Source organism: Variovorax sp. GW823-FHT04B03, from assembly GCF_058796495.1.
The window spans coordinates 1,006,509-1,026,471 of sequence record NZ_JBXAIT010000001.1; the positions used below are offsets into that span (position 1 = coordinate 1,006,509).

A 19,963-nucleotide genomic window follows, 5' to 3' on the forward strand; every position below is an offset into this window, starting at 1 on the left:
GGAGGAGAAGAATTACTTCTCGACGACTGCGAACAGGTCGTCTTCCTTCATCACGAGCAGTTCGTCGCCATCGACCTTGACGGTCTGGCCGCTGTACTTGCCGAACAGGACGCGGTCGCCGACCTTGACGGTCAGTGCGGCCAGTTCGCCCTTGTCGTTGCGCTTGCCCGGGCCCACGGCCAGGACTTCACCCTGATCGGGCTTTTCGGCGGCTGCGTCGGGGATGACGATGCCGGAGGCGGTCTTGGTTTCGCTGTCAACACGCTTGACGATCACGCGATCGGCCAAAGGACGAAGTTTCATTGCATCTCCTGGAAGGGTAAGAAACGGGTTTGTTTGTGGTCGGGCGCCGGAGAAACCGGCGACCTGTCGACTGGATGGGAGGGCTGTTAGCACTCGTCAGCAGCGAGTGCTAATCATAAGGGCATTCGATGCCCTTTCAAGGGCGGCGCCCTTGCCGCCGTTTGGCACAGCCGGGCCTTTCAGGGGAAACACCGGGTGTCGGGGTGCCATTGGCCGGGAAGTTTTTGGCTATTTTGCCCGGGCAAAATAAGGCGATGCCGATGTCGCCAATGCAGAGGGTCGCGCGCGCAGATTGCTTTTTTGTAATCCGGGTGATCGGTGGTGGACGGGCTTGGCTTCCTAGAGTCGCGGCATCCCGGCAACCTCCAAGGACACCATGACACACACCTTCCGCAACACCGTTTTCGCCGCAGGAGCCGCACTGGCCGCTGCCGGCGCCTTTGCCTCGGGCACCCATGCCGGTGGCCACGGCCACGATGCCGAGGCCGCCGTCGGCAAGCCTGGCGTGGCCGCCAAGGTGACGCGCACGGTCCAGGTCGACATGACGGACTCGATGCGCTTCACGCCGGCGGACATCAAGGTCAAGCAGGGCGAGACGGTGCGCTTCGTCGTCAAGAACTCCGGCGTCCTGAAGCACGAGCTCGTGCTCGGGACCGAGAAGGCGTTGCTGGCGCACTACGAGGCCATGAAGAAGAACCCCGAGATGGAGCACGCCGATCCGAACATGGTCACGCTGGCCGCGGGCAAGACCGGCGAGATCGTCTGGCAGTTCACCCAGGCCGGCAAGGTCGACTTCGGCTGCCTGCAGCCGGGCCACTACGACGCCGGAATGAAGGGCGCGGTGCTGGTGGGCAAGGCCGGCAAGTGAGCGTCCTGCGCACGCGTCTTTCACGCGCCGGCCGCCATGCCGGCGCTTTTTCTTCCAGGGTATCGCGCGACAGGGCTTGACCTTCACATCGTGTCAACCTGGACACTGATCGCTTCCCCCTCAAGGGCTTCCCCCTTTCCTGTCGGAGAACGCGAATGAACGACACGTCCACCAGGCACGCAGGACACCCCCACGGTCATCACGACCACCACGATCACCACGCATCGCACGGGCATGCGCCCGCGGGCCCTGCGCAGCCCGCTGCGGAGGGCACGGTCTACACCTGCCCCATGCACCCGGAGGTCCGGCAGGACCACCCGGGCAATTGCCCCAAGTGCGGCATGACGCTGGAGCCCGAGATGCCGACCCTCGACGAGGGCGAAGATCCCGAGCTGAAAGACTTCAAGCGGCGCTTCTTCTGGACGCTGCCGCTCAGCGTCGCCGTCACCGTGCTCGCCATGGCCGGCCACCGCCTGCAGTGGTTCGAGATGGGCACGCAAAGCTGGATCGAGCTCGTGCTCACTGTTCCCATCGTGCTGTGGGCCGGGTGGCCGTTCTTTGTGCGCGCGGTGCAGTCGGTGGCGAACCGCAGCCCGAACATGTGGACCCTGATCGGCCTGGGCACGGCCGCCGCCTTTGTCTACAGCGTCGTGGCCACGGTGGCGCCCGGCGTGTTCCCCGCGTCGTTCGTGTCGATGGGGCGCGTGTCGGTCTACTTCGAAGCGGCGGCGGTGATCATTTCGCTCACCCTGCTGGGCCAGATCCTCGAGCTCAAGGCGCGCTCGCAAACCTCCGCGGCCATCAAGTCGCTGCTGGGGCTCGCGCCCAAGACGGCGCGCCGGATCGGCGCCGACGGCACCGAGGAAGACGTGCCCATCGCCCACGTGCATGTGGGCGACAAGCTGCGCGTGCGCCCCGGAGAGAAGGTGCCGGTGGACGGCGTGGTGATCGAAGGCGGCAGCGCGGTCGACGAGTCGATGCTCACCGGCGAGCCGCTGCCCGTGACCAAGCGCGTGGGCGACAAGCTCATCGGCGCGACGCTCAACACGAACGGCGCCCTCGTCATGCAGTCGGAAAAGGTCGGCTCGCAGACCGTGCTCGCGAGCATCGTGCAGATGGTCGCGCAGGCCCAGCGCTCGCGCGCGCCGATGCAGCGGATGGCCGACCAGGTCGCCGGCTACTTCGTGATGACGGTGATCGCCATCGCGGTGCTGACCTTCTTCGCCTGGGGCTTCTTCGGGCCGCAGCCCAGCTGGGTCTACGGCCTCATCAATGCCGTGGCGGTGCTCATCATTGCCTGCCCCTGTGCGCTCGGCCTCGCGACGCCGATGTCGATCATGGTGGCCACCGGCAAGGCGGCCACGCAGGGCGTGCTGTTCCGCGATGCCGCGGCGATCGAGAACTTCCGCAAGGTCGACACGCTCATCGTCGACAAGACCGGCACCCTGACGGAAGGCCGGCCGCAGTTCGAGCGCGCGGTGCCTGCGCCGGGCTTCACCGCGGACGAGGTGCTGCGCCTTGCGGCCAGCCTGGACCAGGGCAGCGAGCACCCGCTGGCCGACGCCATCGTGCGGGCGGCGCGCGAGCGCCAGCTGGCGCTGGACACGCCCGAGGGTTTCGAATCCAGCAGCGGCATCGGCGTGAGCGGCGCCGTGGCCGGCCGGAAGCTGGCGCTGGGCAACACGGCGCTCATGGCACAGCTGCGCGTGCGGGTCGACGACCTCAAGCCGCAGGCCGAGGCCCTGCGGGCCGAGGGCGCGAGTGTCATGTTCCTGGCGGTGGACGGCCAGGCCGCCGGCCTGCTCGCGGTGTCGGACCCGATCAAGTCCACCACGCTGGAGGCGCTGGCCGCGCTCAAGGCCTCGGGGCTGCGCGTCATCATGGCCACCGGCGACGGGCTGACCACGGCCCGCGCCGTCGCCGCGAAGCTGGGCATCGACGAGGTGCACGGCGAAGTGAAGCCGGCCGACAAGCTCGCGCTGGTCGACAGGCTGCAGCGCGAAGGCCGCATCGTCGCGATGGCCGGCGACGGCATCAACGACGCGCCTGCGCTCGCCAAGGCCGACGTCGGCGTGGCGATGGGCACCGGCACCGATGTCGCGATGAACAGCGCCCAGGTGACGCTGGTCAAGGGCGACCTGCGCGGCATTGCGCAGGCGCGCGTGATCTCCGAGCAGACCATCGCCAACATGAAGCAGAACCTCGGCTTTGCCTTCCTCTACAACGCCCTGGGCGTGCCGCTGGCCGCGGGCGTGCTGTTCCCGTTCACGGGCTGGTTGCTGTCGCCGATGATCGCGGCGCTGGCGATGAGCCTGAGCTCGGCCTCGGTGATCACCAATGCCTTGCGCCTGCGTGGCGCTACCTGGCGCGAGGCTTGAGAAGGCCCGCCAGGGCCTTCTGGTCTTCGGCCAGCTGGATGCGCATGAGCTGGAGCACGCGCACCGCCAGGCCGGACAGCGGCTGTCCCGGCGGCAGCACCAGCATGCCCGCGAAGGACACCTCCAGCGACAGCGGGCGCACGGCCAGGCCGCGCTGCGCGTACTCCAGCGCGGTGACCGGGTTGACGACGCCGATGCCCATGCCGCTCAGGGCCATCTCGCACACGCTGGCCGCGTACGGGGTCTCGACCAGCACGCTCAATGCGACGTTGCAGTCCGCCAGGGCCCGCTCCAGGCGGCGCCGGGACGCATCTTCCGGGTTGAGCGCGAGGAAGGGCTCTTCGGCGAGTTGATGCGGCTGGATGGTCCTGGCGCGGGCCAGCCGGTGTTTGGCATGCATCACCACCACGCCCGGAAAGCGCGCGAATTCGGAGTGCTCCAGGCCGGTCGTCGGCATCTCGTCGGCCATCAGCCCGAAGTCGACCTGGCGCCCCAGCACGGCCTCGTGCACCTCTCGCGAACTGAGCACCTGCAGCGAAATCTGCGGACGGGCGTCGGCGTCGCCGCGCTCGGCCACCAGCCGCGACAGCACCCGCGGCACGAAGCTCAGGCCGAAGGCCGGGTACACCGCCATGCGCAGCGTGTTGACGCCGAAGCGCTTGAGGCTGCGCATGCGGTGCTCGATGCTGCTCAGGCCCACGAAGACGCGCTCGACCTCGGTCAGCAGCGCCTGCGCTTCGGGCGTGGGGTGCAGGCGGCCGCGCAGCCGGCGGAACAGGGGAAAGCCCGCGGCTTCCTCGAGCCTGCGCAGCGACTGGCTGATGGCCGGCTGCGTCACGCCCAGCAGCGCAGCCGCCTTGCTCGCGGAGCCCACGGACATCACGGAACGGAACACCTCGATCTCTCGGAGCAACATATAACAACCGCTTATGGAGAAAGAATTTCGGGCGCGATCCGGATTATCTCCAGCGTCCTAGAGTTGGTGTCTTCAGCCACTTCCCGAAAGACGCGAGATGAACCTTCGAACAGCGCTTGCAGTGACGGTCCTGGCGTGTGCGGCGCCCGCATGGGCGCACGACTTTTCCAGCGACGTCGCCAGGTTCCAGACCCTTGCGGCCACCCGCAAGCCCGACAGCCCGCAGGCGGTGGCCGCCAGGCTGGCGCTGGAGCGGGCGCAGGGCGAGATGGAGCAGTCGGACGTGAAGATGCTGCTGCGCATCCGTTCGATGACCAACGCCGGCCTGCGTGCCCTCGGCGAGCAGCCGGCCTTGCTCACCAGCGAGTACAAGCGCCTGGAGGCGGCGCTGGCCAACCCGAAGACGCAGGACCCGGCCCGGATCGCCACCGCCCGCGAAACCTTCACCCGCCTGGGCGTGGAGATGAAGGTCTACACCGATCTCGAAACCATGGCCGTCGAGCAGATGAAGCACGCGCTGCAGCTCATCGAGTCGGCCCCCGCGAACTGACTTCCACCGTGAACCCTTCCACCTCCCATCCCGGCACGTCCCCTGCAGACGCCGCCTTCGCCAGCCTGGCGCCGCCGGTGTGGCGCGCTTCCACGGTCGTGTTCGACTCGCTCGACGATTTCGTGCATCGCCGCACCCGCCTGCCGGACGGCTTCAGCTACGGCACGACGGGCACGCCGACGCAGCGCGCCCTCGAGGCGCGCATCGCCGAGCTGGACGGCGCCGCGCACGGCATCGTCTTTCCTTCCGGACAGGCGGCCATCTGCGGCGTGCTGCTCGCGCTGCTCAAGCAGGGCGACCACCTCTTGATGACCGATGCCGCCTACGGCCTGGCCAAGTCCTTCGCCGTCGAGCGGCTGCAGGCGCTGGGCATCGAGGTCGAGTTCTACGCGCCGCGCATCGGCGCGAGCATCGAGCGCCTCGTGCGCCCGAACACGCGGCTCATCTGGCTGGAGTCGCCCGGCACGGTGACGATGGAAGTCGAGGACGTGCCGGCGATCACCGCCGTGGCGCGGGCCCGTGGCGTGCTGACCGCCATCGACAACACCTGGGCCAGCCCGCTGGGCTTTGCCGCGCTGGCGCACGGCGTCGACCTGTGCGTGCACGCATGCACCAAGTACATGGGCGGCCATTCGGACGTGCTGATGGGCAGCGTCACCACCCAGGACGAAGGCCTGTACCGGTCCTTGCGCGGCCTGCAGTCGCTGATGGGGCTGGCCGTGAGCCCGGAGGACTGCTTCCTGGTGGCCCGCGGCCTGGACACGATGCAGGTGCGCATGGAGCGCCAGGCCGCCAGCGCGCGCCTGATCGCCGGGCAACTCGCCGCGCACCGCCTCGTGCGCCGCATGCTCTTTCCGGCGCTGCCCGGCGCGCCGGACCATGCGCTGTGGGCGCGCGATTTCGCGCAGCCCGGCTGCGTGATGTCGCTGCAGCTGGTGGACTGCCCCTACGACGCCTACCGGGCGCTGTTCGCCGGCCTGAAGCGTTTTGCCATCGGCGCCAGCTGGGGCGGCGTGCGCAGCATCGCGGCCTTCTACCCGGCGGAGGAACTCGTCAGGCGCAATTTCTGCGACGTCGAAGGGCCGGTCATCCGCCTGTCGATCGGCCTGGACGACCCGCAGGCCCTGCGCGACGAGCTGCTGGGCGCACTGGACGCCTGCGCCACGCGTTTCGACCTCTGACCCCCGACACCTGGAGCCCGCGATGACTTTCAAGCCGACCCTTCACGCCGCGTTGATCCGTTCCCTCCTCGCCATGGCCGGCCTCGCGCTGTGCGCCGGCGTTGCCGCGCAGACCGCATCGCCGCTGGACGGCACGCTCAGGAAGATCAAGGACACCGGGGCGATCACGGTGGCCACGCGCGGCGCCTCGATCCCGTTCAACTACCTGGACGACCACAACAAGCAGGCCGGCTTCGCCTGGGAAATTTCGCAGCGCGTGGTCGCCCAGGTGAAGAAGGACCTGCAGCTCGCCCGGCTGGAGGTCAAGACCCTGGAAGTCACGCCGCAGACGCGCATTCCGCTGGTGGCCAACCAGACGGTCGACCTGGAGTGCAGCTCGACCACCAACAACGCCGAGCGGCAGAACCAGGTGTCGTTCTCGACGACCTTCTTCGTCGTGGGCGCGCGGCTGCTGGTGCGCAAGAACTCCGGCATCAAGCACTGGGCCGACCTCGTGGGCAAGAACGTCGTGGTCAGCGCGGGCACCACGGCGGAGCGCATGCTGCGGCAGCTCAACGAGAAGAACAAGTGGGGCATCCAGATCATCCTGGCCAAGGACATCAACGAGAACTTCCTGACCGTGGAGACGGGGCGCGCGGTGGCCGCGACGCAGGACGACATCATTCTGTTCAGCAACATCGCCCGCGCCAGGAACCCGGCCGACTGGGAGGTGGTCGGCGTGCCGCAGCAGAAGGAAGCCTATGGCTGCATGCTGCGCAAGGGCGACGCGGCGTTCAAGAAGCTCGTCGACGGCGTGATCACCGGGATGATGCGATCGGGCGAGTTCACCGCGCTGTACGAGAAGTACTTCCTCAAGCCCATCGCGGTGAAGGGCAGCGTGACGGTCAACTTCCCGATGTCGCCCGACATGCAGGAGCTCGTGCGCCATCCGAGCGACCAGCCGCTGTAAGGCGCGGGCGCGGCCACCCCTTCACGAACCGAACCGCCTCCCGGCACCTTTCGCGATGCACTACACCTGGGATTGGTTGATCTTCTTCAAACCCTCGGTCACGGGGGAGGGCCTGTACGGCCTGATGCTGGTGCGCGGGTTGCTGTGGACGGTCGCGCTGTCGCTGCTGGCCTGGACGCTGGCACTGGGCCTGGGCCTGATCGCCGGCGTGGCCCGCACGCTGCCCCACCGGACGGCGCGCGCGCTGTCGGCGGTGTACATCCACTGCTTTCGCAACACGCCGCTGCTGGTGCAGCTGTTTCTCTGGTACTTCGTGGTGCCCGAGCTGTTGCCGACCGCCTGGGGCCATGCGATCAAGCAGATGAACCCGACCGCGAACCAGTTCCTCACCGTGCTGGTGGGCCTCACGCTCTACACGGCGGCGAAGGCGGCCGAGCAGGTGCGCGCGGGCATCGAGTCGGTGCCGCGCAGCCAGAAGCAGGCGGCCATGGCGATGGGCCTGGGAACCGTGGCGGCCTACCGCTACGTGATCCTGCCGCAGGCCCTGCGCATCGTCATCCCGCCGCTGACGTCCGACTTCCTGAACGTGTTCAAGAACTCGGCCGTCGCGCTGACGATCGGGCTCATGGAGCTCACCGGGCAGACGCGCCAGCTCAGCGAGTTCAGCGCCCATCCCTTCGAGGCCTTCATCGTGGCGACGCTCATCTACATGGCGATCACCTACGGCGTGATCGTGCTGATGCGCCGCATCGAGCATCGGGTGCGCGTGCCCGGGCTGCTGGGCGCCGCGTGATGGGCTACGACTTCGATTGGGTCGCCCTGCAGCGCGCCTGGCCCTACCTGCTGCAGGGCCTGCAGATGACCGCCCTGCTGGTGGCGGCCTCCATGGCCGCCGGCATCGGCCTGGGGACCCTGCTGGCGATCACGCGGATTTTTGCGCCGCGGCCGGTGGCGGCGCTCGTGGCGGGGTACGTGAACCTGTTCCGCTCGATCCCGCTGATCCTCACGATCCTGTGGATCTACTTCCTGATGCCGGTGGTGCTGCGCGCCGTGACCGGCGACCCGAACCTCGGCGTCGGGCCGATCTATGCCGCGCTCGTGGCGTTCGTGCTCGCGGAGTCCGCCTACTACTGCGAGATCATCCGCGCCGGCATCGGCAGCGTGCGCGCCGGCCAGATGCAGGCGGCGCAGTCGCTGGGGATGTCGCCGGGGCAGGCGATGCGGCACGTGATCCTGCCGCAGGCGTTTCGCAACATGACGCCCTCGCTCATCAACCAGACCATCGCGCTGCTCAAGGACACCTCGCTGGTCTACGTGATCAGCCTGAACGACTTTCTCGGCGCCGCCAGCAAGGTGGGGCAACGCGACGGGCGCGTGGTCGAGGTCTACATCCTGGTCGCCGTCGTCTACCTGGTGCTGTGCACGGCGGGCGCCTGGTGGGTCACCTGGCTGCAACGGCGCAAGGTGGCGGCGGCAACCTGATGCGTTCTCAGAACTTCGCGCGCAGCGTCAGCTGCACCTCGCGCCCCGGTCCCGGCAGGATCAGGTTGTCCACGCTGCCGTGGGCCGACACGTAGTACTTGCGGTTGGCGATGTTCTTCAGGTTCAGCGCGATCTCGTAGCGCTCGGTCTTGTAGTTGGCCGCGAGGTCGGCGGTCAGGTACGAGGGCAGCGTGACGAGGTTGCTCAGCGAGGCATAGCGCGCGCTGACGTAGTTCAGGCCGCCGCCGGCGCTGAAGCCGTGGCCCAGGTCCTTCATGGCCCACACGAAGGCCGAGTGGCGCGGCGTGAGCGCGGCGGTCTTGCCCTGCACCGGGATCGCGGCGCCCACGGGCAGCTGCAGCGAACTGACGGTGGCGAGCGACTTGGTCATCTTCGCGTCGAGGTAGGCATAGCCCGCGCTCACGTCCCAGCGGCCCGGCAGGCGGCCGTTGAGCGCGAGCTCCAGGCCGTTGGTGCGCTGCGTGCCGACGTTGATCTGGCGGCGCGGGTTGTTCGGGTCGGTGTTCTTGATGCCCGAGCGCTCCAGGTTGAACAGCGCGGTCGTGAGGTTCAGGCCGCCGTCGAGCAGGTCGAACTTGGCGCCGATTTCCTTGTTGACGGTGATCTCGGGCGCGTTGTCGATGTTGCCGGTGGACAGCGCGAAGTTCTCGCCCGAGGGCTGGAACGAGCGGCTGTACGACACGTAGTACGACTGCACCGTGTCGGGTTGCCACACCACGCCGGCGCGCGGGCTGAACTTGCGGTCGGTGCGCTCCAGCGGCGCGAGCTTGCGCTCGAAGCTGGTGTCCTGCTTGAACACGTCGTAGCGCCCGCCGATCAGCGCCTTCCAGTGCGGCGCCAGCGTGATCTGGTCCTGGACGTAGACGGCCGCGGTCTTGAACTCGCTGTTGCTCGGGATCGCGCCGTCGGCGAGGTAGGTGGCGAGCGGAATCGGCTGCGGATCGACCACCGGGTTGAACAGGCTCACGCGCTCGTAGCCCGTGGCCGAGGACACGCTGAAGAGGCGCTTGCGCTGCACGCCGAACTCGGCGCCGACCAGCCACTCCTGCTTGAAGCCGCCCAGGTCGTTGCGCCAGGTCAGGTCGGTCTGGTTGAACCAGCCGCTCTCGTCGCGGTCGACGATGCCGCGCGTGCGGCCCACCGTCAGGCGCACCGGGTCGGTGGTGCCGCTGGGCAGTGTGTTGTTGCGGTCCAGGTGGTAGCTCGCATAGCGCGTGGTGTTGCGCAGGCTCAGCGCATCGCTGAAGCGGTGGTTCAGCGTGGCGGTGAAGGTCTGCACCTTGCTGGTCACGGTGTCGTCGCGCTTGCCGTGCGCGGAGCCGTAGTAGGCGCCGATGGGCACGTCGACCGGGCGGCCGTTGAGCGCCGGAATGCCGAAGTCGGTGAGGCGCTGGTCGCGCAGGTTCGTGTACTGCAGCAGCAGGTCGGTCTGCGGACTGAACTTGATCGCCAGCGAGGGCGCGATGTTGTGGCGGTCGGTGAATTGCTGGTTGCGGTAGCTGTCCGACTGCTCGCCCGCCACGTTCAGGCGAAACGCCATGTTCTCGCCGATGGGCGTGTTCAGGTCGATCGTGCTGCGCGTGTAGTGGTGGCTGCCCAGGCCCAGCGAGACCTCGCCGAAGCGGCGCTCGAACACCGGCTTCTTGGTCACGCGGTTGATCAGGCCGCCCGAGGAGCCGCGGCCGTAGAGCACGGCGGCCGGGCCCTTGAGCACCTCGATGCGCTCGGTGTCCGAGAGGTCGCGGAAGTACAGCGCGTCGTCGCGCACGCCATCGACGAACCAGTCGGAGATGCCGCTGAAGCCGCGGATCACGACCTGGTCGCGCTGGCCGTCGCCGTGGTTGAAGCTCACGCCCGGCACGTTGCGCAGGGCGTCCTGCATCGACACGGCGCCCTGGTCGCGCAGCAGCTGCTCGGGCAGCACGTTGACGGCCTGCGGCACGTCGCGCAGCGGCGCGCTGCCCTTGGTGGCGGTGCTGGTGGCGGCCGGGGCGTAGCCCTTGTCGTCCTCGGCGCTGACGGTGACTTCCTTCAGGGTCGAGGCAGCGGTCTGTGCCAGCGCGACGCCCGACAGCGACGCGAGGGCGGCGCCGGCCAGCAGCGAAAGGGGCCACAGCGGGCGCGAGGGGGTGGCGGTGCGGGTGGCTGTGCGGGAAGAGGGCTTCATGTTGTCCGGTTGTGCTTGTTCTTGGAGGGCGCCGCCGCGCAGGCGCAGCCGTACGCGACAACGCCCTTCGTCGCGAGAGACGAAGGGCGTTGTCGTGCCCTGCCTTGAACTGGAAATGTCTGGGTGAGGCAATGGCGCAGCGCGGACGGAAGAAGCTCCGTGGCGGGACGCCATGACGGCCGCTGGACGCGGCGGGCTGAATTCTAAAGAGCTAAATGCGAGGCGTTTGCATTTGTGGCAAGGATGCGACGCGGGGCCGCCCGCCCGCCGCTCACAGCTGGTCGGTCGGCACGAACCACGAGAACAGCAGCAGCTGCAGGCGCGTGAGCATGCTGGAGTCGGGCTCGCTGTCGAGCACCTCGTTGTGCACGTCGCCGGTGCCGATCCATTGCACGTTCTGGCCGTCGGGCTTGAGCACGACGCGGTACACGCCTTCCATGTCGTCCAGTTGGTAGGCGAAGAGCAGCGCCTGCGTGAGCTCGAAGCTGCGCACGCGCACGCCGAACTCGGTGTTCAGCAGGGCCGAGCGCGGGTCGAGGTTCATCGAGCCCAGCAGCACCCACTGGCGGTCGACCAGCGCCAGCTTGGCGTGCAGGCGCCCGCGCGCCTTCTTGAGCAGGCTGCGGAACTGGCCGCTGCGCTTGAGCTGCTGCGTGCTCACCTCGTACAGGTTCACGCCCAGCTTGAGCATGTCGACGCGGTAGCGGTTGTAGTTGATGTTCACCAGCGGCTCGTCGCTGTCGGCCAGCGAGTTGGTGACCACGGTGATGCTCAGGCCGTGGTCGCGGCCCATGCGGATGCGCTCCATGCCCTCGTCGCCGGGAATGAAGTAGGGCGAGATCACCACCACGTTCGACTTCGCGGCGCCCAGCATCTCGTGGAAGCGCTGCGCCAGCGACTCCTGCGGGCGCGCCATCGTGCCCAGGGCCTTGTTCGGGCTGTCGGCGGTGGCGGCGGCCTCGGCGCGGATCCAGCGCGTCTCGCCGATGTTGTCCAGCTGCGCGCCCAGCGGCAGGTCGCCCAGCAGGTCGGTGGCGGCCAGCGGATCGGGCAGCGGCGCGAAGGCGGGGGAGGTCGCGGCGTCGAAGGCGGCCTTGAGCTCGTCGGGCGTGAGCGTGGTGCCGGCCATGCGCTGCAGCGGGTAGACCACGTCGCTGTTCCAGTAGGTGTCGAAGATCCCGGCCGACTGCGGCACCACTGGGCCGGCCAGCAGCAGCTCGAAGTCGATGAAGTTGGCGCTCTCGCTGCGCAGGAAGTACTCGTCCGCGAGGTTGCGTCCGCCGGCGATGGCCATGGCGCCATCGGCGATGAACAGCTTGTTGTGCATGCGGTGGTTGAGCCGCCGGAAATCGCCGAAGAACTCCAGCCAGCGCAGCGACGAATGGTCGCGCGCGTTCACGAAAGGGTTGAACAGCCGCACCTGCGCGTTGGGCTCGGCGGCCAGCCCGAGCAGCAGGCGGTCCATGCCGGCGGTGTAGAAGTCGTCGAGCAGCAGCCGCACGCGCACCCCGCGCCGGGCGGCGTCGCGCAGTTCGCGCAGCAGCAGGCGGCCGGTCTTGTCGTTGCCGAGCTGGTAGGTCTGCACGTCGAGCGAGGCTCGGGCGCGGCGGATGAGCTCCAGCCGCGCATCGAGCGCGAACGAGGCCTCGATCAGCGGCCGCATGCTCGACAGCCCGTCGGGCGGCGAATCGAGGCTGGCGGCGGCATGGCCGATTGGGGTGGCGGCCGAAGCGGGAATGGCGATCGAGGGCGGCCCATCGGGCAGGCGCGGCGGCAGGCCGGCGCAGCCGGTGAGCACCAGCACGACCAGCACCAGCGCCGGGCCGCGCAGCGCAGGAAACAACGAGGCGAGGAGCTTGAGCATGGGGCCTGTCAGCGCACGCAAGGGCGTGCGGGCGGCATCGTAGCCCGGCGCGCGACGGCGACCGCGGCGGTTTTGCAACGCTTCGCCCCCGTGTGCTGGAAAACCCGTGGACCGCGACTTTCTTGACAATAGAATGCGAATTGTTATCAATAGTGTTCAATGAGCAATAAAAACATGGCAAGAATGAGGGCGCGGCGCAGGGCCGCTTCGGTGCTGGTGGGCTGCCTGGCGATCTACGCGCAGCAGCACGTTCTGGCGCAAACGGGCGGCACGGGCTCGCTCCCTGAAGTGCGCGTCGATGCAAATGCCGAAGCCGAGACCGCCACCTCGCCCGTGATCGGCTACCGCGCGAAGAACGCCGTCACCGCCACCAAGACCGACACGCCGCTCTCGGAAACGCCGCAGTCCGTCACCGTGATCACGCGCGACCAGATGGTCGACCAGGGCGCCAACAACCTGCAGGACGCCCTCAACTATGCGGCGGGCGTGCGCTCCGACGCCTACGGTGTCGATTCGCGCACCGACTCGATCCGCGTGCGCGGCGCTTATCCCGACATCTACCTGGACGGCCTGCGCCAGGCCTACGGCTACTACACCAGCACCACGCGCACCGAGCCCTACACGCTGGAGCGCCTCGAAGTGCTGCGCGGCCCCTCGGGCATGCTGTTCGGCGCGGGCACCGCGGCGGGCGTGGTCAACATGGTCAGCAAGCGGCCGCTGCAGGAGGCCCAGCGCGAGGTGGGCGTGCAGTTCGGCAGCTTCGGCCGCAAGCAGGTGCAGGCCGACCTGACCGGTCCGCTGAATGCCGACGGCTCGCTGTCGTACCGGTTGATCGCGCTGCAGCGCAAGTCCGATTCGCAGGTCGACAACGTGCCAGACGACCGCAGCGTGATCGCGCCCTCGCTCACCTGGCGGCCCAACGCGGCGACCTCGCTGACGCTGCAGGGGCTGTGGCAAAAAGACAAGAGCGGCAGCAGCTCGCAATTCCTGCCGTGGGAAGGCACCTTGCTGCCGAACCCAAACGGCCGCGTGCCGGCCAGCCGCTTCATCGGCGAGGCCGGCGACTACTACAACAGCGAGCGCCAGACCTTCGGCTGGCAGTTCGAGCACAAGTTCAACGACAGCTGGACCGTGCGCCAGAACTTCCGCTACGCGAAGAACGAAAACGACAACCGCTACCACTACGGCGGCGCGTTCAGCGGCTTCGACAGCTGGTCGACCGACCCGATCTTCAAGCGCGTGTTCCCCCGCTACTTCGACAGCCAGCTGACCCGCAACCGCACGCAGACCCTGGACAACCACGTCGAAGGCCACTTCCAGACCGGCGCGCTCCAGCACACGCTGCTCGTGGGCGCGGACTTCGCGCGCCAGCGCGAGAACGTCTGGGGCGGCACCACCGCGGACACCATCGACCTCTATGCGCCGGTGTACGGCCACGTGGACGAACCCGAGCGCGTGGCGCGTCCGCGCACCCGCCAGCGCCAGACCGGCCTGTACCTGCAGGACCAGATCAAGCTCGACAACTGGATCTTCGTGGCCGGCCTGCGTCATGACCGGGCCGTGTCCAGCGCCGCCGGCAGCGACGAGCAAAAGAGCAGCGCCACCACCAAGCGCCTGGGCGTGATGTACGCCCATCCCTCGGGCTGGTCGCCGTACCTGAGCTACAGCGAGTCGTTCACGCCGCAGTCGCCGCGCGAAGGCCGCATCTTCTCGCCGCTGCGCGGCGAGCAGTGGGAAGCGGGCGTCAAGTACGAGCCGAAGAATCGCGCCATGGCCTTCAGCGCCGCGGTGTACGACCTGCGCGAGAAGAACCAGATCGTCGAAGAGCAGCCGAAGGTGTTCTCGCAGCGCGGCCTGACCAAGACCCGGGGCGTGGAACTGGAAGCCAAGGGCTCGGTGGGCCCCAACCTCGACCTGATCGCCCACTACAACTACACCGACGCCGACGCGCAGATCGAAGGCCTGCCCAAGCACCAGGCCAGCTTCTGGGCCAAGTACAGGTTCTCGGTGGCCGGCATGAGCGGCTTCTCGGCCGGCGCCGGCGTGCGCGTGATGAGTTCGTTCCGCGACACCCAGTTCGGCACCGGCCCGCGCATCCCCGGTGTGGCGCTGGCCGACCTGGTGTTTGCTTACGATACGGCCCAGTGGCGCTATGCGCTCAACATCAACAACGTGACGGACAAGGTGTACTTCAGCACCTGCCTGTCGCGCGGTGACTGCTGGTACGGTGCGCGACGCAACATCGTGGCGAGCGCCACCTACCGCTTCTAGCCTTTTCACCACCCAACGACGCACGACGACATGGACAGCCGAAAGATCAAGACCTGGGCCTGGGTGCACAAGTGGAGCAGCCTCGTCTGCACGGTGTTCATGCTGCTGCTGTGCATCACCGGCCTGCCGCTGATCTTCCACCACGAGATCGGCCACCTGCTGGGCACCGAGGTCGAGGCGCCGAAGATGCCGGCGAACACGCCGCGCATCAGCCTGGACAAGGTGGTCGAGATCGGCCGCGCCAAGCACCCCGACCGCGTGGTGCAGTTCGTCTCGCAGCCCGAGGACGACGACGGCCTGTGGTTCGTCACGCTCACGCCCACGCCCGAGCCCACCGAAGACTTCAAGTCGGTGGCGGTCGATGCGCGCACCGGCGTCGTGCTGGCGCAGCCGGAGTTCAGCCAGGGCTTCATGTACATCATGTTCAAGCTGCACGTCGACCTGTTCGCCGGGCTGCCGGGCAAGCTGTTCCTGGGCTTCATGGGGCTTCTGCTGCTGGTGGCCATCGTCTCGGGCGTGGTGCTGTACTCGCCGTTCATGCGCAAGCTTGACTTCGGTACCGTGCGGCGCGAGAAGCGTCCGCGCCTGAAGTGGCTCGACCTGCACAACCTGCTGGGCATCGTCACGCTGGTGTGGCTGTTCGTGGTGGGCTCCACCGGCATGATCAACACCTGGGCCGACCTGATCATCAAGTACTGGCAGTACGACCAGCTCAGCACGCTGCTCGCGCCCTACAAGAACGAGCCGGTGGTGCCGGTGGCCGAGCGCGGCTCGCTGCAGCGCTCGATGGAAGGCGCGATGCAGAAGGCGCCCGGCATGAAGCTGTCGTTCATCGCGTTCCCGGGCACCTCGTTCTCGAGCCCGCACCACACGACCTTCTTCCTGCGCGGCAACGAGCCCTTCACCTCGAAGCTGCTGCAGCCGGTGCTGGTCGATGCCAAGACCGCAGAGGTGACGGCAGCGCCGAAGATGCCGTGGTACCTCACGGGCCTGCTGGTGTCGCAGCCGCTGCACTTCGGCGACTACGGCGGCATGCCGATGCAGATCCTGTGGGCGCTGCTGGACATCGCGACCATCATCGTGCTGGGCAGCGGGTTGTACCTGTGGCTCAAGCGTGGCAACACCGTGCCGGCACGGACTGCCACGACTGCGGCGCCCGCCACGGAGCGCGCGCCGCCCTCGGCATCGGGCCCGCAGCCCGACCCGGCACCGGCCATGAAGGTGCAGGCATGACGACGCACCACAAGGCACCGCACCAGTCCTTCTGGCGCATGTGGGGCTGGCCCATCGCGCTGGGCGTTATGACCACCGTCGGCCTGATCACCGCGCTGTTCAGCGACGGCGGCCTCGGCGACATGGTGGCCTGGGTGGGCCTGGGCATTCCGGTGCTCGTGTGCGCCTGGTACGGCTGGCGCCGCTCGCCGCGCACGGGTTCGCGCTAGGCGAAAGGGGCAGGGCACCGACGCAGAATCGGTGCCGATGAATGCCGCACTCTCCTACCCGCTTCGCCTGCTGATCCTGGGCGCTCCGCTGGCCGTGCACGGCCAGCAGCCCGCCACGTCGCCGGCCGGCACGCTGCGCGATGTCACCGTTTCGACGCCGCGCGGCACGCTGTCTCCGTTTCTCGTGCCCGGCTCGGTCGACCGCGTCGATGGCGACGAGATGCGCGACAGCCGGATGCAGGTCAACCTGTCCGAGAGCCTGGGCGCCGTGCCCGGCCTGCAGGTGCAGAACCGCATGAACTACGCGCAGGACTTGCAGCTGTCGGTGCGCGGCTTCGGCGCGCGCTCGACCTTCGGCGTGCGCGGCGTGCGCCTGTACGTCGACGGCATTCCGGCCACCTTGCCCGACGGGCAGGGGCAGACCTCGAACATCGACATCGGCTCGGTCGACCGCGTCGAAGTGCTGCGCGGGCCGTTCTCGGCGCTGTACGGCAATTCGTCGGGCGGCGTGGTGCAGGCGTTCACCGCATCGGGGGAGGGCGCGCCGCGCCTGTCGTACTCGCTGGCCGGCGGCAGCTTCGGCAGCTGGCGCCAGTCGCTGCAGCTGAGCGGTTCGCAGGGCGCGGTCGACTACCTGCTCGGCGCGAGCCACTTTCGCACCGACGGCTGGCGCGAGCAGAGTGCCGCGCGGCGCAACATCGCGAACGGCAAGCTGGGCATCGCACTCGACAACGGCGACAAACTCACGCTGGTGTTCAACAGCGTGCGCATCGAGGCGCAAGACCCGCTGGGCCTGACGGCCGAGCAGGTCGCGCAGGCACCGCGCAAGGCGCCGCTGGCGCTGCAGTACGACACGCGCAAGACGGTCGAGCAGACGCAGGTCGGCCTGCGCTACGAGCGGCGCCTCAATGCCGAGCAGGCGCTGCAGTTCATGGTCTATGGCGGCGAGCGCAAGACGGTGCAGTTCCAGTCGATCCCGCCGTCCGCGCAGCAGAGTCCGCTGCACGCGGGCGGCGTGATCGACCTCTCGCGCCAGTACGGCGGCGTCGACCTGCGCTGGACCGCCGCGCTGCAGCTGGCCGACCGGCCCTTCGACCTCGTGGCAGGCCTGGGCTACGACAGCCTGCGCGAGCGCCGCCGCGGCTACGAGAACTACCAGGGCCCGGTGGCCGCGCCCCTGCTGGGCGTGCAGGGGCGGCTGCGCCGCAACGAGCGCAACGAGGTCTGGAATCTCGATCCGTATGCGCAGGCCGCCTGGCGTTTCGCGGAGCGCTGGACGCTCGAGGCCGGCGTGCGCCGCAGCCGCGTGCACTTCGATTCGCACGACCTGTACATAGCCGGTGCCAACCGCAACGACAGCGGCAGCGCGAGCTACAGCAAGACCCTGCCCGTGGCCTCGCTGCGCTACCAGGCCACGCCCGATCTCGCGGTGTACGGCTCGGTCGGCCGGGGCTTCGAGACGCCGACGCTCAACGAGCTGTCGTACCGCCCGGGCGGGGCGAGCGGGCTCAACTTCGGGCTGCGGCCGTCGGTGAACGACAGCCTCGAGGTGGGAGCGAAGGCGCGGCTGGCCGGCGGCCTGCTGACGGCGGCGCTGTTCCACACGCGCACGCGCGACGAGATCGTGACCGCCACCAACAGCGGCGGCCGCGCCACCTTCCAGAACGCGGGGCGCACGCGGCGTAACGGCTTCGAACTGGGCTGGCAGCACGAAACGGCCGACCACTGGCGCACGCAGGTCGCCTACACGTGGCTGGACGCGACCTACCGCAATGCGTTCTGCTCGCCGTCGCCCTGCGCGGGCGGCAATGCCGTGAACGCGGGCAACCGCATCCCGGGCATCGCGCGCCAGTCGCTGTTCGCCTCGCTCGGCTGGGTGCCGCCCGAGGGCTGGCGCGCGGGCGTCGAGATGCGCGCGTTGAGCCGCATCCAGGCCAACGACCTGAACACCGCGAGCGCGCACGGCTACGCCGTGGCGGCGCTGTATGCCGGCTACCTGAAGAAGTGGGAGCGCTGGGACTTCAACGCCTTCGCGCGCGTCGACAACCTGTTCGACCGGCGCTACATGGGCTCGGTCATCGTCAACGAAGGCAATGCGCGCTTCTACGAGCCCGCGCCTGGGCGCAGCTGGACGGTGGGCCTGAGCGGCGCGTACCGCTTCTGAAGAACGCGCCATGAAATGAAAAGGCCCGCCGCCCCGAGGGGACGGCGGGCCTTGAGACCCGGTAATCGCAGTGCTTACTTGAGGCCGGCTGCAGCGCGCAGTGCGGCCGCTTGCGTCGTGGCTTCCCAGGTGAACTCGGGCTCTTCGCGACCGAAGTGGCCGTAGGCGGCGGTCTTCTGGTAGATCGGGCGCAGCAGGTCGAGCATCTGGATGATGCCCTTCGGACGCAGGTCGAAGTGCTCGCGCACGAGCTCGGCGATCTTCTCGTCGGGGATCACGCCGGTGCCTTCGGTGTAGACCGTGATGTTCATCGGCTGGGCGACGCCGATGGCGTACGCCACCTGGATCTGGCACTGGCGCGCCAGGCCGGCGGCCACGATGTTCTTGGCCACGTAGCGCGCGGCGTAGGCGGCCGAGCGGTCGACCTTCGACGGGTCCTTGCCGGAGAACGCGCCGCCGCCGTGCGGGCAGGCGCCGCCGTAGGTGTCGACGATGATCTTGCGGCCGGTGAGGCCGCAGTCGCCCTGCGGGCCGCCGATGACGAAGCGGCCGGTCGGGTTGATCAGGTAGCGCGTGTTCTGCAGCCATTCCTTGGGCAGCACGGGCTTGATGATCTCCTCGATGATGGCTTCGTTGAACGAGGCCTTCATCTTGGTCGGCGTTTCGCTCTGGTCGGGGCTGTGCTGCGTGGAGAGCACCACGGTGTCGATGCTGTGGGGCTTGCCGTCCACGTAGCGCATCGTGACCTGGCTCTTGGCGTCGGGACGCAGGAAGGGCAGGCGGCCGTCCTTGCGCAGCTGGGCCTGGCGCTCCACGAGGCGGTGCGCGTAGTAGATCGGCGCGGGCATCAGCTCGGGCGTTTCGTCGCAGGCGTAGCCGAACATCAGGCCCTGGTCGCCGGCGCCGGTGTTCAGGTGGTCGTCGGAGGCGTGGTCCACGCCCTGGGCGATGTCGTTGGACTGCTTGTCGTAGCAGACCATCACCGCGCAGCCCTTGTAGTCGATGCCGTACTCGGTGTTGTCGTAGCCGATGCGCTTGATGGTGTCACGCGCGACCTGGATGTAGTCGACGTGCGCGTTGGTCGTGATCTCGCCGGCAAGCACCACGAGGCCGGTGTTGGTCAGCGTTTCGGCGGCGACGCGGCTGCGGGGGTCTTGTTCGAAGATCGCGTCGAGGATCGCGTCCGAGATCTGGTCCGCGACCTTGTCGGGATGGCCTTCGGAAACCGATTCGGAAGTAAAGAGAAAGTCGTTCGCCACTGTGGTCACTCCTTGAAGTTCAATTGGCGCGTTGCCAACTCTGCGGAGCCCTGGCGAACGCTTTAGCAGATGTCGATGAATCGACGGGACACAATCGCATTCGCGCTTGTGGGTGTCGCCCTGCAAGTTGTTCCGTAACTCGGCGACA

16 protein-coding genes are annotated in these 19,963 nt (G+C 68.3%); 11 read left to right on the plus strand and 5 right to left on the minus strand.

Features of this window, described 5'->3' with window-relative positions:
- Positions 1–12 precede the first annotated feature (12 nt).
- Entirely contained in the window at positions 13–303 is a 291-nt protein-coding gene (locus AC1RAD_RS04505) for a co-chaperone GroES (protein WP_056572926.1), read from the minus strand.
- Positions 304–679: 376 nt separating this feature from the next.
- Here AC1RAD_RS04505 and AC1RAD_RS04510 point away from each other — a divergent pair, with 376 nt between their 5' ends.
- Both AC1RAD_RS04510 and AC1RAD_RS04515 read left to right on the plus strand, forming a co-directional pair.
- A complete protein-coding gene (locus tag AC1RAD_RS04510) occupies positions 680–1,171 on the plus strand; it encodes a cupredoxin domain-containing protein (protein WP_095743735.1) in 492 nt (163 codons plus the stop codon).
- 155 nt (positions 1,172–1,326) lie between these two features.
- Positions 1,327–3,549, plus strand: a complete 2,223-nt coding sequence (locus AC1RAD_RS04515; RefSeq protein WP_492734048.1) for a copper-transporting P-type ATPase — start codon at positions 1,327–1,329, stop codon at positions 3,547–3,549.
- Here the strand turns inward: AC1RAD_RS04515 and AC1RAD_RS04520 are convergent.
- Positions 3,530–4,465 (minus strand): LysR substrate-binding domain-containing protein, encoded by a 936-nt coding sequence (locus tag AC1RAD_RS04520; protein WP_447741337.1) that lies wholly within the window; start codon positions 4,463–4,465, stop codon positions 3,530–3,532. The two genes, AC1RAD_RS04515 and AC1RAD_RS04520, sit on opposite strands and share 20 nt — an antisense overlap.
- Positions 4,466–4,562: 97 nt before the next feature.
- Between AC1RAD_RS04520 and AC1RAD_RS04525 the strand changes: the two genes are divergently transcribed.
- Genes AC1RAD_RS04525 through AC1RAD_RS04545 form a run of 5 tightly spaced genes read left to right on the plus strand, consistent with a single transcriptional unit; the run spans position 4,563 to position 8,627 of the window.
- Positions 4,563–5,015 (plus strand): hypothetical protein, encoded by a 453-nt coding sequence (locus tag AC1RAD_RS04525; RefSeq protein WP_492734049.1) that lies wholly within the window; start codon positions 4,563–4,565, stop codon positions 5,013–5,015.
- Positions 5,016–5,023: 8 nt separating this feature from the next.
- The gene (locus AC1RAD_RS04530) at positions 5,024–6,196 is read left to right on the plus strand and encodes a trans-sulfuration enzyme family protein (protein ID WP_492734050.1); all 1,173 of its coding nucleotides are present in this window, start codon (positions 5,024–5,026) and stop codon (positions 6,194–6,196) included.
- 22 nt (positions 6,197–6,218) lie between these two features.
- The gene (locus AC1RAD_RS04535; protein ID WP_492734051.1) at positions 6,219–7,145 is read left to right on the plus strand and encodes a transporter substrate-binding domain-containing protein; all 927 of its coding nucleotides are present in this window, start codon (positions 6,219–6,221) and stop codon (positions 7,143–7,145) included.
- 55 nt (positions 7,146–7,200) lie between these two features.
- Positions 7,201–7,938, plus strand: a complete 738-nt coding sequence (locus tag AC1RAD_RS04540) for an amino acid ABC transporter permease (protein ID WP_159273998.1) — start codon at positions 7,201–7,203, stop codon at positions 7,936–7,938.
- Positions 7,938–8,627: an amino acid ABC transporter permease gene (locus AC1RAD_RS04545; RefSeq protein ID WP_159278447.1), complete on the plus strand. Its 690-nt coding sequence runs from the start codon at positions 7,938–7,940 to the stop codon at positions 8,625–8,627. Before AC1RAD_RS04540 ends, AC1RAD_RS04545 begins: the two co-directional genes overlap by 1 nt.
- A 7-nt stretch (positions 8,628–8,634) precedes the next feature.
- On the opposite strand, the gene AC1RAD_RS04550 is transcribed toward AC1RAD_RS04545, so the two are convergent.
- Positions 8,635–10,815: a TonB-dependent receptor gene (locus AC1RAD_RS04550; protein WP_492734052.1), complete on the minus strand. Its 2,181-nt coding sequence runs from the start codon at positions 10,813–10,815 to the stop codon at positions 8,635–8,637.
- Between the two features lie 271 nt (positions 10,816–11,086).
- The gene (locus tag AC1RAD_RS04555; RefSeq protein ID WP_492734053.1) at positions 11,087–12,679 is read right to left on the minus strand and encodes a phospholipase D family protein; all 1,593 of its coding nucleotides are present in this window, start codon (positions 12,677–12,679) and stop codon (positions 11,087–11,089) included.
- 174 nt (positions 12,680–12,853) lie between these two features.
- Between AC1RAD_RS04555 and AC1RAD_RS04560 the strand changes: the two genes are divergently transcribed.
- Genes AC1RAD_RS04560 through AC1RAD_RS04575 form a run of 4 tightly spaced genes read left to right on the plus strand, consistent with a single transcriptional unit; the run spans position 12,854 to position 18,556 of the window.
- A complete protein-coding gene (locus tag AC1RAD_RS04560) occupies positions 12,854–14,950 on the plus strand; it encodes a TonB-dependent siderophore receptor (RefSeq protein ID WP_492734054.1) in 2,097 nt (698 codons plus the stop codon).
- Between the two features lie 30 nt (positions 14,951–14,980).
- Entirely contained in the window at positions 14,981–16,183 is a 1,203-nt protein-coding gene (locus tag AC1RAD_RS04565) for a PepSY-associated TM helix domain-containing protein (protein ID WP_492734055.1), read from the plus strand.
- Positions 16,180–16,392 carry a hypothetical protein gene (locus AC1RAD_RS04570; protein WP_070059960.1) on the plus strand — a complete coding sequence of 71 codons (213 nt, stop codon included), beginning with the start codon at positions 16,180–16,182 and terminating at the stop codon, positions 16,390–16,392. Before AC1RAD_RS04565 ends, AC1RAD_RS04570 begins: the two co-directional genes overlap by 4 nt.
- Positions 16,393–16,429: 37 nt before the next feature.
- Positions 16,430–18,556: a TonB-dependent receptor domain-containing protein gene (locus tag AC1RAD_RS04575; RefSeq protein WP_492734056.1), complete on the plus strand. Its 2,127-nt coding sequence runs from the start codon at positions 16,430–16,432 to the stop codon at positions 18,554–18,556.
- A 74-nt stretch (positions 18,557–18,630) separates the two neighbouring features.
- On the opposite strand, the gene metK is transcribed toward AC1RAD_RS04575, so the two are convergent.
- Complete coding sequence (gene metK, locus AC1RAD_RS04580; RefSeq protein WP_062471813.1) at positions 18,631–19,815, minus strand: methionine adenosyltransferase; 1,185 nt, start codon at positions 19,813–19,815, stop codon at positions 18,631–18,633.
- Positions 19,816–19,963: the final 148 nt, after the last annotated feature.

What these genes read in the sequence shown, in the direction of transcription:
- AC1RAD_RS04505 (WP_056572926.1), bottom strand. Translation starts at nt 303, where the DNA reads ATGAAACTTCGTCCTTTGGCCGATCGCGTGATCGTCAAGCGTGTTGAC.
- AC1RAD_RS04510 (WP_095743735.1), top strand. Translation starts at nt 680, where the DNA reads ATGACACACACCTTCCGCAACACCGTTTTCGCCGCAGGAGCCGCACTG.
- AC1RAD_RS04515 (WP_492734048.1), top strand. Translation starts at nt 1,327, where the DNA reads ATGAACGACACGTCCACCAGGCACGCAGGACACCCCCACGGTCATCAC.
- AC1RAD_RS04520 (WP_447741337.1), bottom strand. Translation starts at nt 4,465, where the DNA reads ATGTTGCTCCGAGAGATCGAGGTGTTCCGTTCCGTGATGTCCGTGGGC.
- AC1RAD_RS04525 (WP_492734049.1), top strand. Translation starts at nt 4,563, where the DNA reads ATGAACCTTCGAACAGCGCTTGCAGTGACGGTCCTGGCGTGTGCGGCG.
- AC1RAD_RS04535 (WP_492734051.1), top strand. Translation starts at nt 6,219, where the DNA reads ATGACTTTCAAGCCGACCCTTCACGCCGCGTTGATCCGTTCCCTCCTC.
- AC1RAD_RS04540 (WP_159273998.1), top strand. Translation starts at nt 7,201, where the DNA reads ATGCACTACACCTGGGATTGGTTGATCTTCTTCAAACCCTCGGTCACG.
- AC1RAD_RS04545 (WP_159278447.1), top strand. Translation starts at nt 7,938, where the DNA reads ATGGGCTACGACTTCGATTGGGTCGCCCTGCAGCGCGCCTGGCCCTAC.
- AC1RAD_RS04550 (WP_492734052.1), bottom strand. Translation starts at nt 10,815, where the DNA reads ATGAAGCCCTCTTCCCGCACAGCCACCCGCACCGCCACCCCCTCGCGC.
- AC1RAD_RS04555 (WP_492734053.1), bottom strand. Translation starts at nt 12,679, where the DNA reads ATGCTCAAGCTCCTCGCCTCGTTGTTTCCTGCGCTGCGCGGCCCGGCG.
- AC1RAD_RS04560 (WP_492734054.1), top strand. Translation starts at nt 12,854, where the DNA reads ATGGCAAGAATGAGGGCGCGGCGCAGGGCCGCTTCGGTGCTGGTGGGC.
- AC1RAD_RS04565 (WP_492734055.1), top strand. Translation starts at nt 14,981, where the DNA reads ATGGACAGCCGAAAGATCAAGACCTGGGCCTGGGTGCACAAGTGGAGC.
- AC1RAD_RS04570 (WP_070059960.1), top strand. Translation starts at nt 16,180, where the DNA reads ATGACGACGCACCACAAGGCACCGCACCAGTCCTTCTGGCGCATGTGG.
- AC1RAD_RS04575 (WP_492734056.1), top strand. Translation starts at nt 16,430, where the DNA reads ATGAATGCCGCACTCTCCTACCCGCTTCGCCTGCTGATCCTGGGCGCT.